Here is a 12,580-nt window from a genome sequence, read left to right on the forward strand (position 1 = left end):
ACCCCCCCCTCGGCGCCCGCTCGCCCGCCCCGGGGGGGTGAGCCCTGCCGGCACGGCCAGGCACGGCAGGATCACGGGTCGATGACGCCGAGATCCTTGACCAGGACGTCCTCGCCGCCCTTCTGGATGTGCAGGACGACACCCGTGTACGTCAGGTGCAGCAGGTGCACCGTCCAGTTGCCGTTGGGGCACACGTCCTTCGCGGACGGCTTCTGGGGCACCGGGAGCGTCGCACTGAAGGTGATCTGCCCGTTGTGGGGCGTGATCGTCTCGGTCGGACCCTGCACGTTCTGGTGTTCGGTGCCCTGGCCGGGCGCGATGTTGCCACCCTTGTTGACGCACACGTACTCGGCGTCGACCAACTCCGCGGTGAGGAAGGCACCGATCTTGCCGGTACCCAGACCGGCCGCCTTGCCGCTGCAGGTGAGGCCGCTGGTGAGGGACTTGGTGCAGGTGACGTCACCGATGAAGTGAGGACTGTCGGCAACGGCCGTCGTCATGCCGGCAACGGTGACCGCCGCCGTCATGAGGGCCGTGGCGAAAGCGCGACGCATGGCATCTCCGTGGAGTGTGGACGCTGGGGCACGACATGCATGTCACACCACGTGAGCACTTACGCATGAAATCAGACATTCGGACCAACGATGCGTCACTCTCGGTGATGTCAGGACGGTGCCGCCCGCCACTATCTGACGGTTCATCAGTTCTCGTTATAGTGGTCAACGGCCGTACCGGCACGCAGAGATGAGGACGCTCATGGCGCAGGGGACCGAGACGGTGACGGACCACGGCGGCGGCGTCTGGTCCCTGCGGGTGCCCATCCCGGACAACCCGCTCGGCCACACCCTCGTCCACGTCGTCGACACCGACCGCGGGCCCGTGCTCGTCGACACCGGCTGGGACGACCCCCGGTCATGGGCCGAGCTCACGAGTGGGCTCGGCGCCCTGGGCATCGGCGTGCGGGACGTCCACGGCGTGGTCGTCACCCACCACCACCCCGACCACCACGGCCTGTCCGGCCGGGTCCGGGAGGAGTCCGGCGCCTGGATCGCGATGCACGCCGCCGACATCGCCGTCGTCCGCCGCACCCGCGAGGCCGAGCCCGGCACCTGGTTCGACTACCTGGCCCGCAAGCTCGAAGCCGTCGGCGCCCCCGAGGAGCACACCGCCCCGCTGCTCGCCGCGCGCGCCGCCCGCCGCGACGGCCGGACGCGCACGCTGCCCGGCCTGCGCTCCGCCCTTCCCGACCGCGAGATCGTGCCCGGCGAACTCCTCGACCTGGCCGGCCGCCGGCTGCGCGCCGTCTGGACCCCCGGGCACACCCCGGGCCACGTCTGCCTCCATCTGGAGGAGGCCCACCCGGCCGGACTGCCCGGCCACGGCCGGCTCTTCTCCGGCGACCACCTGCTGCCCGGGATCAGCCCGCACATCGGTCTCTACGAGGACCCCGACGAGGGCGCCGACACCGACCCCCTCGGCGACTACCTCGACTCCCTCGAACGCATCGGCCGCCTCGGCGTCGCCGAGGTGCTCCCCGCCCACCAGCACGCCTTCCCCGACGCCGCCGGCCGCGTCCGCGAACTCCTCGCCCACCACGAGGCCCGGCTCGCGGACCTGCTCACCCTCCTCGCCACCCCGCTCACCCCCTGGGAGCTCGCCGAGCGCATGGAGTGGAACCGTCCCTGGGACCGCATTCCGCACGGCTCCCGCAACATCGCCGTCAGCGAGGCCGAGGCCCATGTGCGGCGCCTGGTGAAGCTGGGACGCGCGGAGGCGGTGGCTGGGACGGAGCCGGTGCGGTACGTGGCGGTGTGACGGGAGCGGGGGGACGGGCCCGGAGTGACGGGAGCGGAGTGACGGGCTTGGTGTGAGGGGCCTGGTGTGAGGGGCGCGGAGTGACGGGCCCGGAGTGACGTACGGCGCCGGGGGGCGCCCGGGGCCCGGCCGGTAAAGTGGGCGGCCGTCGTCATGCCCGTACAGGGGGAAGCCGGTGGGAAACCGGCACTGTCCCGCAGCCGTGAGCCACCGTCACCGGTGGCGAGTCGGAATGCCCGGTACGGGACGTGAGCGCCGGCACCGTCGAGGAGAACGGCGCCGGAGGCTGGCTCCCCGGGTGCCGGTGTCCGGTGCCCGCAGGAGAGGGACCCATGATCAGCGTTCGCCGCGCCGCCGCCGCACTCGCGGCCGGTGCCGTGCTCAGCACCGCCGCCGCCGGAACGGCCGCCGCCGCACCCGCCCCCTCCCCCGTCCCCGTGAAGATCCCCGCCGGTCTCTACGGCACGGGCGACCCCACCTACGACGGCGTCTGGCGCCAGTCGCTCGCGTTCCTCGCCCAGCGCACCTCCGGCATCCAGCCCGCCGACCAGGCGGTGAACTGGCTGCTCGGCCAGCAGTGCGCCGACGGCGCCTTCGCCTCGTACCGCGCCGAGCCGGCCAAGCCGTGCGACGCGAAGACGATGCTCGACACCAACGCCACCGCCGTCGCCGTCCAGGCCCTCGGCGCCGTGGCCCGCCAGTCCGCCGCCCCGGAGAAGACCGCGCAGGCCGCGAAGGCCGGCGCCGCCTGGCTGAAGAGCGTGCAGAACAAGGACGGCGGCTGGAGCTACAACCCCGGCGGCGCCAGCGACGCCAACTCCACCTCCGTCGTCATCGGCTCCCTCGCCTCCGCCGGCGTCCGGCCCGCCGACGTGCGGTCCGCCGCCGGCAGGAACCCGTACGACGCCCTCCTCACCTTCGCCCTGCCCTGCGCGGGCGCGGCCGCGCAGGACGGCGGCGCGGGAGCCTTCGCGTACCAGCCCGACAAGACCGGCAAGCTCCTCGCCAACGCCGACGCGACCGCCGCCGCCACCCTCGCCGGCCTCGGCAAGGGCATCACCGCGCGCGGCGCCGACCCCGAGCAGCGGCCGGTCTGCACGGACGCGGCCAAGCCGGCGCCCGACCAGGCCGCCCGCAACGGCGCCGCCTGGCTCGCCGCCCAGCTCGCCAAGAACCCCCACCTCTCCACCCCGCCGCTGCCCGGCGCCGCCGAGAGCGCGGAGCTGCCCGACTACGGCAACACCGCCGACGCCGTCGTCGCGCTCGCCGCCGCCGGGGCGAAGAAGGAGGCCACCGGCGCCCTCGCCTGGCTGGAGAAGAACTCGGCGCCCTGGGCGAAGACCGGCGGCCCCGCCGCGTACGCCCAGCTGGTCTTCGCCGCGCACGCCATGGACACCGACCCGCGCAGCTTCGGCACCGTCGACCTGCTGGAGCAGCTCAACGCCACCGGCCCGGCCCCCAAGGCCCCCGACAACTCGGAGGCGTCGGCCGGCGCGGACGAGGACCAGGGCGGCTTCGACGTGTGGTGGATCATCGGCATCGGCATGGTCGTCGGCGTCGGCATCGGCTTCCTCCTGAGCGGTCGCAAGAAGTGAGGCCGCAGCTCGCGGTGGGCGCGGCCGCCCTGCTGGTGTCCTTCGCGGCGGCCGCGCCCGCCCAGGCCGTCGGCTACCGCTACTGGTCCTTCTGGGACGGCGGCGGCAAGGGCGGCACGTGGGCCTACGCCACCCAGGGGCCCGCGAGCGCCCGGCCCGCCGACGGCGACGTCGTCGGCTTCCGCTTCGCCGTCAGCCAGGACTCGAACGACGCCGCGCGCCCCGCCGCCCGGCCCGACTTCGCACGGCTGTGCGCGGGCGTGCCGGAGCAGGCGGGCACCAAGCGGGTCGCCGTCGTCATCGACTTCGGCCGCCCCGAGGACGCCGCGGCCGGCGAGACCCCGCCCGAGCCCGGCCTGCGGACCGGCTGCCCGCGGGTCCGCGAGGACGCCACGGCGGCGGAGGCACTGGCGGAGGTCGCGAAGCCGCTGCGGTACGACACGAACGCGCTGCTGTGCGGGATCGCGGGGTACCCGGCGAAGGGGTGCGGCGAGCAGGTGTCTGCGGAGTCGGCGGAGTCGGCGAAGTCGGCGAAGTCCAAGGAGGCGTCCCCGAAGCCCGCCGCCGCGAAGGGCTCCGGCGGTCCGTCGCTCGGGCTCGTCGCGGGCGGGGCGGCCGTGCTCCTGCTCGGCGCCGCCGGTGTCTGGCAGGCCCGCCGCCGTCGCGGATGACGCCGCTGCGCGCCCCCGAGGCGAACCGTTCCAACGCCCTGCACCCCGGCGCCTGGTGGCTCTGGGCGCTCGGCCTCGCCGTGGCCGCCTCCCGCACCACCAACCCGCTCCTGCTCGGCCTGGTCGTCGGCGTCGCCGGTTATGTCGTGGCGGCCCGCCGTACGGACGCGCCCTGGGCCCGCTCGTACGGCGCCTTCGTCAAGCTCGGCCTGTTCGTCGTCGCCCTGCGCGTCGCGTTCTCGCTCGTCCTCGGCTCGCCGATCCCGGGCTCGCGGCTGCTCTTCACACTGCCCGAACTGCCGCTGCCCGACTGGGCGCAGGGCGTGCGGATCGGCGGCCGGGTCACCGCCGAGCAGGTCGTCTTCGCCCTGTACGACGGCCTGAAGCTGGCCGCCCTGCTCATCTGCGTCGGCGCGGCGAACGCCCTCGCCAACCCGGCGCGGCTGCTCAAGTCACTGCCGGGCGCGCTGTACGAGGCCGGGGTCGCCGTCGTGGTCGCCATGACCTTCGCCCCGAACCTCGTCGCCGACGTGCTGCGCCTGCGCACCGCCCGCCGGCTGCGCGGCCGCCCCACGGGCGGGGTCCGCGCCCTGCTGCAGATCGGGCTGCCCGTGCTCGAAGGCGCCCTGGAACGGTCGGTCGCCGTCGCCGCCTCCATGGACGCGCGCGGCTACGGCCGTACGGCCCAGGTCCCGCCCGCCGTCCGGCGCACCACCAACATCCTCACCCTCGGCGGACTGCTCGGCGTGTGCGCCGGTTCGTACGGGCTGCTCGCCGCCGAAGGCGCGGGCTACGGGCTGCCGCTCCTCGCCGCCGGCCTCCTCGCCGCCTTCGCGGGCCTGCGCCTCGGCGGCCGCCGCGCCGCCCGTACCCGCTACCGGCCGGACCGGTGGGGCGCCCGGGCCTGGCTCGTCGCCGGGTCGGGCGTCGCCGTGGCGGTGGCGATGATCCGGGCGGGGTCGGTGGCGCCGCAGGCCCTGCATCCCGGGGTCGTGCCCCTGGAAGCCCCCCAGCTGCCGCTGTGGCCGGCGGTGTCCGTACTGCTCGGTCTGCTGCCCGCGTTCGTGGCCCCGGTGCCGAAGGATCCGAAGGAGGCGAAGCGGTGATCCGTTTCGAGAACGTCTCGGTGACGTACGACGGCGAGGCCGCGCCCGCGCTGAGGGACGTGGACCTCGTGGTGCCCGAGGGCGAGCTGGTCCTCCTCGTCGGCCCGTCGGGCGTCGGCAAGTCCACCCTGCTCGGCGCCGTCTCCGGTCTCGTCCCCCACTTCACCGGCGGCACCCTGCGGGGCCGCGTCACGGTCGACGGCCGGGACACCCGGACGCATCCGCCGCGCGAGCTCGCCGACGTCGTGGGCACGGTCGGGCAGGACCCGCTCGCCCACTTCGTCACGGACACCGTCGAGGACGAGCTCGCGTACGGCATGGAGTCGCTCGGGCTCCCCCCTGCGGTGATGCGGCGGCGCGTGGAGGAGACCCTGGACCTGCTCGGCCTGGCCGAGCTCCGCGACCGGCCGATCTCCACCCTGTCCGGCGGACAGCAGCAGCGGGTCGCGATCGGTTCCGTCCTCACCCCGCACCCGAAGGTGCTGGTCCTCGACGAGCCGACCTCGGCGCTCGACCCGTCGGCGGCGGAGGACGTGCTGGCCGTGCTGCAGCGCCTCGTGCACGACCTGGGCACGACGGTGCTGATGGCGGAGCACCGCCTGGAGCGAGTGGTCCAGTACGCGGACCAGGTGCTGCTCCTCCCGGAGGCCGTGATGGGTCCTCCGGCCGAGATCATGGCGGTGTCGCCGGTGTACCCGCCGGTGGTGGCCCTGGGCCGGGCGGCGGGCTGGGACCCGCTGCCGCTGACGGTGCGGGACGCGAGGCGCCGCGCGGGGGCGCTGAGGGAGCGGCTGGCGGGGCGGGTGCCGGCTGCGACTGCGACTGCGACTGCGGCTGCGGCTGCGGCTGCGGCTGCGGCTGCGGCTGCGGCGGGCTTCCTTCCCCACCCCGCCCCTTCCCGAACCGGGGCTGCGCCCCAGGCCCCAGGTTTCGGGAAGGGGTGGGGCGGGGGCTTCCCCTTGTTCAAACGGCGCCGCACCGGCCCGGCCACCGCCCCCACCCCCACCGCCCCCCTCCTCTCCGTCGACCGTCTCGCCGTCCGCCGCGGCCGCGTCGAGGCCCTCCGCCGCGTCGGCCTCCAGGTCCGCGCCGGCGAGACCGTCGCCCTCATGGGCCGCAACGGCGCCGGGAAGTCGACGCTGCTCGGGACCCTCGTCGGGATGATCGCGCCGACGGGCGGGACCGTGCGGGTGGCGGGGCTCACCCCGCACGCCACGGACCCGCGGACGCTGATCAAGCACGTGGGGCTCGTGCCGCAGGAGCCGCGCGACCTCCTCTACGCGGACACCGTCGCCGCCGAGTGCGCCGCGGCCGACCAGGACGCGGGCGCCACGCCCGGGAGCTGCCGGGCCCTGGTGTCCGAGCTGCTGCCCGGCGTCGCGGACGGAACGCATCCGCGGGACCTGTCCGAGGGCCAGCGCCTCGCCCTCGCGCTCGCCGTCGTACTGACCGCACGCCCGCCGCTGCTCCTGCTCGACGAGCCGACCCGTGGTCTGGACTACGCGGCGAAGGCGCGTCTCGTCACGCGTCTGCGCGCCCTCGCGGCGGACGGCCACGCCATCGTGCTCGCCACGCACGACGTGGAGCTCGCCGCGGATCTCGCGGACCGTGTCGTGGTCGTCGCGGGCGGTGAGGTGGTGGCGGACGGGCCGACGGCCGAGGTGGTCGTCTCCTCGCCGGCGTTCTCGCCGCAGGTGGCGAAGGTCCTGGCGCCGGAGCCGTGGCTCACGGTGGAGCAGGTGGAGGAGGCGCTGCGCGCATGAGCTCGCGTCCCGTCCGGCTGGGGCCCCGTTCGATCGCCGCCCTCGTCCTGGTCTCCGTCGTCGGACTGATCGCCGTCGGCTGGCCCCTCTTCGCCGACGCGGGGTCCGCGCTGACGGACCACGCAGCCGACGCGCCGTGGTTCTTCGCGCTGATGCTGCCGCTGCTCATCGCCGTCGTCGTGGCGACGATCGCCGACTACGGGATGGACGCGAAGGCGGTGGCGATGCTGGGGGTGCTGGCCGCCGTGGGGGCGGCGCTGCGGCCGATCGGGGCGGGGACGGCGGGCCTGGAGCCGATGTTCTTCCTGATGGTGCTGAGCGGCCGGGTCCTCGGGCCGGGCTTCGGCTTCGTGCTCGGCGCGGTGACGATGTTCGCGTCGGCGCTGCTCACGGGCGGGGTGGGGCCGTGGCTGCCGACGCAGATGCTGGCGATGGGCTGGTTCGCGATGGGCGCGGGTCTGCTGCCGGGCTCCGAGCGGCTGAGGGGGCGGGGCGAGCGGCTGGTGCTGGCGGCGTACGGCTTCGTGGCGGCGTTCGCGTACGGCACGGTCACCAACCTCTACGGCTGGGTGACGGTCGGCGGCATGGGCCAGGGCATCTCCTTCCAGCCGGGGGATCCGGTGCGGGAGAACCTGGTGCGGTTCGCGGCGTACGTGGCCGCCACCTCGCTCGGCTGGGACCTGGGCCGGGCGCTGCTCACCGTCGTTCTGACCCTCACCACCGGCGGCGCGCTCCTGAGGGCGCTGCGCCGGGCCACGCGGCGGGCGAACTTCGAGGCCCAGGTCACATTCGAGGCCCCTGAGAGGGCCCTCCGGGGTGAGGCCCCTCATAGGACCCACGTCACGTCCGAACCGGAATAGTAGACCCGGGCGAGACCACCCAAATCAACCCATACACCGCCATGAGCTGCGGTGATGTCATGGGCCGGACATATCGCACGCCCCCGGCGCCGCACCCCCCTCCTCCGAACCGGCCTCGTACAGGGGGTCGTTGCCACGGCCTCGCCGGGCTGCTTCTCTGGTGGACGTCGCCAGGCAGCCGGTGCTCGGGACTTCTCGTCCGAGAGCATCACGGCAGGCCGGTTCCCCCCAGTTCCCGGGACTCCCGGGCCCTGGTTCCGGCATGCCGAAAGCGCCCGGCGCGACCTTTGCCCCCGACGTTAGGTAAGACGCTTTGTTCCGCTCGATCGCCACTCGTGTCAACTCCCGCAAGAAGACCTTCGCCGTCTCCGCCGCCGTCCTCATCGGCGCGTCCGGCGCGGTGCTCGGCACGACGGGTACGGCCTCGGCCGCCACGGAGCAGGAGATCGCCCGCCAGATCGTCCCGCCGGCGCAGTTCGCGTCGTTCAGCAAGATCGTCGAGCACGAGTCCGGCTGGAACCACACCGCCACCAACTCGTCCTCCGGCGCCTACGGCCTGGTCCAGGCCCTGCCGGGCTCCAAGATGGCCTCGGCCGGTGCCGACTGGAAGACGAACCCCGCCACCCAGATCAAGTGGGGTCTCAACTACATGAACGAGCGGTACGGCTCCCCGAACGCCGCCTGGAACTTCTGGCAGACCCACGGCTGGTACTAAGCCGGACCGGTAGCACCCAGACGTCGCAAGGCCCCGTCCTCCCCAGCGGAGGAACCGGGGCCTGCGGCGTTTTCCCGTCCCTGAGGGTCCGGCTACAACCGCTGGATGATCGTGCCCGTCGCCAGCGCCCCGCCCGCACACATCGTGATCAGCGCGAACTCCTTGTCCGTGCGCTCCAGCTCGTGCAGGGCCGTGGTGATCAGGCGGGCCCCGGTGGCGCCGACGGGGTGACCGAGGGCGATGGCGCCGCCGTTGACGTTCACCTTCTCCAGGTCCTGGTCGAAGACCTGCGCCCAGCTCAGCACCACCGACGCGAAGGCCTCGTTGATCTCGACGAGGTCGATGTCCTTGAGCGACATCCCGGCCTTGCCGAGCACCGCCCGGGTCGCGTCCACGGGCCCGTCGAGGTGGTAGTGCGGATCGGCGCCGACCAGGGCCTGGGCGACGATCCGGGCGCGCGGCCGCAGCTTCAGGGCGCGGGCCATGCGCTTGGAGGCCCACATGATCGCGGAGGCGCCGTCGGAGATCTGGGAGGCGTTGCCGGCGGTGTGGACGGCGGTGGGCATGACCGGCTTGAGCCGGGCGAGCCCCTCCATGGTGGTGTCGCGCAGCCCCTCGTCGCGGTCGACGAGCCGCCACATGCCCTGCCCGGCGTGCTGCTCCTCCTCGGTGGTCGGGACCTGGACGGCGAAGGTCTCGCGCTTGAAGCGCTCCTCGGCCCAGGCGACGGCGGCGCGCTCCTGGGAGAGCAGGCCGAGCGAGTCGACGCGCTCGCGGGTGAGGCCGCGACGGCGGGCGATGCGCTCGGCGGCCTCGAACTGGTTGGGCAGGTCGACGTTCCACTCGTCCGGGAAGGGCTTGCCGGGCCCGTGCTTGGAGCCGGAGCCGAGCGGGACCCGCGACATGGCCTCGACGCCGCACGAGATGCCGATGTCGATGACGCCGGCCGCGACCATGTTGGCCACCATATGGCTGGCCTGCTGCGAGGAGCCGCACTGGCAGTCGACGGTGGTGGCGGCGGTCTCGTAGGGCAGGCCCATGGCGAGCCAGGCGGTGCGGGCGGGGTTCATGGACTGCTCGCCGGCGTGGGTGACCGTGCCGCCGACGATCTGCTCGACGCAGTCGGCGTGGATGCCGGTGCGGCCGAGGAGTTCACGGTAGGTCTCGCCGAGGAGATAGGCGGGGTGGAGGTTGGCGAGCGCGCCTCCGCGCTTGCCGATGGGGGTGCGTACGGCTTCGACGATGACGGGTTCCGCGGCCATGAGCTCGTCCTCTCCTCGCCCGGGCGGGTGTCCCGGCACCCTCACCGGTCGACGGGTCACGTGGAACTGGTGCCGAACTAGTACGTGTTCTAGTTCCGGTAGCAGTCTTATGACTGCTACCGCCGGTACGCAAGGGTCCGGGACGCAACAGTTCCCGCCGTGCGCCTTGCTACTTGTAGAACTCGTTACTACCTTTCCCGGCAACTTCTGATGGTCCATCAGATATGGAGTGTGTTTGCCGATGAGCTGCCCCCATCTCTCCGAAGGGTTCGACGCCACCGATCCCGATCTGCTGCAAGCCCGCGTCCCCCACCCGGAGTTCGCGCGGCTGCGGCAGACCGCCCCCGTCTGGTGGTGCGCCCAGCCCCCGGGCGTCACCGGCTTCGCCGACGAGGGCTACTGGGCCGTGACCCGCCACGCCGACGTCAAGTACGTCTCCACGCACCCCGAGTTGTTCTCCTCGAAGGAGAACACCGCGGTCATCCGCTTCAACGAGCACATCACCCGGGACCAGATCGAGGTCCAGAAGCTGATCATGCTCAACATGGACCCGCCCGAGCACACCCGGGTCCGTCAGATCGTCCAGCGCGGCTTCACCCCGCGCGCCATCCGCAGCCTGGAGACCGCGCTGCGCGACCGCGCCCGCGCCATCGTCGCCGAGGCGAAGGCGACCGCGGCCGCGTCGGCGTCGGCGTCGGCCGGCGACGCGGACGGCACCTTCGACTTCGTCACCCGCGTCGCCGTCGAGCTGCCGCTCCAGGCGATCGCCGAGCTCATCGGCGTACCGCAGGAGGACCGGGCCCGGATCTTCGACTGGTCGAACAAGATGGTCGCGTACGACGACCCCGAGTACGCCATCACGGAGGAGATCGGCGCCGAGGCGGCCATGGAACTCATCGGCTACTCCATGAACCTCGCCGCCGCCCGCAAGGAGTGCCCGGCCAAGGACATCGTGTCCCAGCTCGTCGCCGCCGAGGGCCAGGGCAACCTCTCCTCCGACGAGTTCGGCTTCTTCGTGCTGCTGCTCGCCGTCGCCGGCAACGAGACCACCCGCAACGCCATCAGCCACGGCATGCACGCCTTCCTCACCCACCCCGAGCAGTGGGAGCTCTACAAGAGGGAGCGGCCGGCCACCGCCGCCGAGGAGATCGTCCGCTGGGCCACCCCGGTCGTCTCCTTCCAGCGCACCGCCACCCAGGACACCGAACTCGGCGGTCAGAAGATCCGCCGCGGCGACCGTGTCGGCCTCTTCTACTCCTCCGCCAACAACGACCCCGAGGTCTTCGAGAGCCCCGAGACCTTCGACATCACCCGGGACCCGAACCCGCACCTCGGCTTCGGCGGCGGCGGACCGCACTTCTGCCTCGGCAAGTCCCTCGCCGTCAAGGAGATCGAGCTGATCTTCGAGGCGCTCGCCGACGAGCTGCCCGACCTGACCCTGGCCGGCGATCCGCGCCGGCTGCGGGCGGCCTGGCTCAACGGGATCAAGGAGCTCCGGGTCAGGGTCGGTCAGGCGGTTCCGGGCGGGCGAACGAACTGACGGAACTGAACGGAACCGCCAGGTCCGTTCGCGCGTCCGAGCAGGCATGCGGGGGACAACACGACGAATCCTGACGACGAGAATCCTTACGACGCGCATCCTTACGGCGCGCATCCTTACGACGCGCATCCTGGCCGTGCTCGTCGCGCTGCTCGCGCTCCAGCTCGGCTCGCTCGTCGCGCCGGCGTACGCCTGCGGCTGCGGCGCCATGGTCACCAACCGGATGGCGCAGCTCGGCGTCGACCGGGAGACCTCGGTCGTGCGCTGGGACGAGCGGGCGCGGGTGGAACAGATCGTCATGCGCTTCACCGTGCACGGCGACGCCGAACAGGCCGCCTGGATCATGCCCGTACCGCACCGCGCCGACGTCAGCCTCGGCGACGCGGACCTCTTCGGCGAACTCGACGGGCTCACCGCGCCCGAGCACCGCGACCGCGACTACTTCTGGCCGCGCGGCTCGGACTGGCCCTTCTCCGGCGGCGACGGCATGGCCGGCGCCGCCCCGCCCGGCGCGCGCGGCCCGGGCGTCGGCGTCGTCGGCCGCGAGCGGCTCGGCCCCTTCGACGTCGCCCGGCTCACCGCCACCGACCCGGCCGCGCTCGGCGACTGGCTGCACCGCAACGGCTTCGAGCTCTCCGACCGGCTCTCCGGCGAACTCCGGCCGTACGTGGAGCGGAAGTGGGAGTACGTGGCCGTGCGCCTCGCCCCCGAGAAGGCCGGCGAGAAGCTGTACGGCGCCCTCGACCCGATCCGGATCCGCTTCCCCAACGACCGGCCCGTCTACCCGATGCGGCTCTCCCGGCTCGCGAAGACCCCGCAGTCGCTGGGCCTGTACGTGGTCGCCGGCCACCGCATGGAGCCGCGCAGCGCCATCGGCGGAGCCCGGCCCGAGGTCCTCTTCGCGGGCTCCGTCACGCCGAAGCGGGACGGCGAACTGGCCCGCCTGGCCGGTCCGGGCCCGGTGTTCCTCACCGCCGTCGACCAGTACTTCCCCGAGCCCGCCCGCATCGACGGCGACCACGAACTCGTCCGGACCGCCGCCGACACCCCGTATCGCGTGATCGTCTGGCACGACCGCCTTTGGACGGTGGCCGGCGGCATCCCGGTCTGGCTGCTCACCGTGGCCGGCGCCCTGCTGGTCCTCACATCGGCCGCCTTGACGACGGCACGCGTACGGAGCCGGGCGGCGCGACGGAGGCCGGGGCGGCAGCCGGGGCCGGGCGCGAGCCCGGGGCGGCAGCCGGGGCCGGGCG

General features: G+C 73.5%; 11 protein-coding genes and 1 riboswitch. Of the genes, 9 read left to right on the top strand and 2 right to left on the bottom strand.

Annotated features, from left to right (window positions below; all coding sequences use genetic code 11):
• Positions 1 to 71: 71 nt before the first annotated feature.
• The gene (locus ACWEJX_RS35850; RefSeq protein ID WP_451611601.1) at positions 72 to 500 is read right to left on the bottom strand and encodes a hypothetical protein; all 429 of its coding nucleotides are present in this window, start codon (positions 498 to 500) and stop codon (positions 72 to 74) included.
• A gap of 256 nt (positions 501 to 756) precedes the next feature.
• Here ACWEJX_RS35850 and ACWEJX_RS35855 point away from each other — a divergent pair, with 256 nt between their 5' ends.
• The 7 genes from ACWEJX_RS35855 to ACWEJX_RS35885 all read left to right on the top strand — a co-directional run bounded on the left by ACWEJX_RS35855 (position 757) and on the right by ACWEJX_RS35885 (position 8,525).
• Positions 757 to 1,815, top strand: a complete 1,059-nt coding sequence (locus tag ACWEJX_RS35855) for an MBL fold metallo-hydrolase (protein WP_451611602.1) — start codon at positions 757 to 759, stop codon at positions 1,813 to 1,815.
• 165 nt (positions 1,816 to 1,980) lie between these two features.
• Positions 1,981 to 2,053, top strand: a riboswitch (cobalamin riboswitch).
• Between the two features lie 94 nt (positions 2,054 to 2,147).
• Entirely contained in the window at positions 2,148 to 3,410 is a 1,263-nt protein-coding gene (locus ACWEJX_RS35860) for a prenyltransferase/squalene oxidase repeat-containing protein (RefSeq protein WP_451611603.1), read from the top strand.
• Positions 3,407 to 4,081, top strand: a complete 675-nt coding sequence (locus ACWEJX_RS35865) for an SCO2322 family protein (RefSeq protein ID WP_451611604.1) — start codon at positions 3,407 to 3,409, stop codon at positions 4,079 to 4,081. Before ACWEJX_RS35860 ends, ACWEJX_RS35865 begins: the two co-directional genes overlap by 4 nt.
• Complete coding sequence (locus ACWEJX_RS35870) at positions 4,078 to 5,187, top strand: energy-coupling factor transporter transmembrane protein EcfT (protein WP_451611605.1); 1,110 nt, start codon at positions 4,078 to 4,080, stop codon at positions 5,185 to 5,187. The genes ACWEJX_RS35865 and ACWEJX_RS35870 overlap by 4 nt, the downstream gene beginning before the upstream one ends.
• Complete coding sequence (locus tag ACWEJX_RS35875) at positions 5,184 to 6,950, top strand: ABC transporter ATP-binding protein (protein WP_451611606.1); 1,767 nt, start codon at positions 5,184 to 5,186, stop codon at positions 6,948 to 6,950. Before ACWEJX_RS35870 ends, ACWEJX_RS35875 begins: the two co-directional genes overlap by 4 nt.
• A complete protein-coding gene (locus tag ACWEJX_RS35880; protein ID WP_451611607.1) occupies positions 6,947 to 7,810 on the top strand; it encodes an ECF transporter S component in 864 nt (287 codons plus the stop codon). Before ACWEJX_RS35875 ends, ACWEJX_RS35880 begins: the two co-directional genes overlap by 4 nt.
• 313 nt (positions 7,811 to 8,123) lie before the next feature.
• Positions 8,124 to 8,525, top strand: coding sequence for an aggregation-promoting factor C-terminal-like domain-containing protein (locus ACWEJX_RS35885; protein ID WP_451611608.1), 402 nt, complete (start codon positions 8,124 to 8,126; stop codon positions 8,523 to 8,525).
• Between the two features lie 92 nt (positions 8,526 to 8,617).
• On the opposite strand, the gene ACWEJX_RS35890 is transcribed toward ACWEJX_RS35885, so the two are convergent.
• Positions 8,618 to 9,787: a steroid 3-ketoacyl-CoA thiolase gene (locus ACWEJX_RS35890; RefSeq protein ID WP_451611609.1), complete on the bottom strand. Its 1,170-nt coding sequence runs from the start codon at positions 9,785 to 9,787 to the stop codon at positions 8,618 to 8,620.
• Positions 9,788 to 10,028: 241 nt separating this feature from the next.
• Between ACWEJX_RS35890 and ACWEJX_RS35895 the strand changes: the two genes are divergently transcribed.
• A complete protein-coding gene (locus ACWEJX_RS35895) occupies positions 10,029 to 11,327 on the top strand; it encodes a cytochrome P450 (RefSeq protein ID WP_451611610.1) in 1,299 nt (432 codons plus the stop codon).
• 136 nt (positions 11,328 to 11,463) lie between these two features.
• Positions 11,464 to 12,580 (top strand): DUF2330 domain-containing protein (locus ACWEJX_RS35900; RefSeq protein WP_451611611.1); only part of this gene is annotated, 1,117 nt, incomplete at its 3' end.

The sequence above is a fragment of the Streptomyces sp. NPDC004788 genome (genome assembly GCF_053601115.1).

Excerpts from the sequence above, each read along its gene's own strand:
- ACWEJX_RS35850 (WP_451611601.1), bottom strand. The coding sequence starts at position 500 with ATGACGACGGCCGTTGCCGACAGTCCTCACTTCATCGGTGACGTCACC.
- ACWEJX_RS35855 (WP_451611602.1), top strand. The coding sequence starts at position 757 with ATGGCGCAGGGGACCGAGACGGTGACGGACCACGGCGGCGGCGTCTGG.
- ACWEJX_RS35860 (WP_451611603.1), top strand. The coding sequence starts at position 2,148 with ATGATCAGCGTTCGCCGCGCCGCCGCCGCACTCGCGGCCGGTGCCGTG.
- ACWEJX_RS35870 (WP_451611605.1), top strand. The coding sequence starts at position 4,078 with ATGACGCCGCTGCGCGCCCCCGAGGCGAACCGTTCCAACGCCCTGCAC.
- ACWEJX_RS35880 (WP_451611607.1), top strand. The coding sequence starts at position 6,947 with ATGAGCTCGCGTCCCGTCCGGCTGGGGCCCCGTTCGATCGCCGCCCTC.
- ACWEJX_RS35890 (WP_451611609.1), bottom strand. The coding sequence starts at position 9,787 with ATGGCCGCGGAACCCGTCATCGTCGAAGCCGTACGCACCCCCATCGGC.
- ACWEJX_RS35895 (WP_451611610.1), top strand. The coding sequence starts at position 10,029 with ATGAGCTGCCCCCATCTCTCCGAAGGGTTCGACGCCACCGATCCCGAT.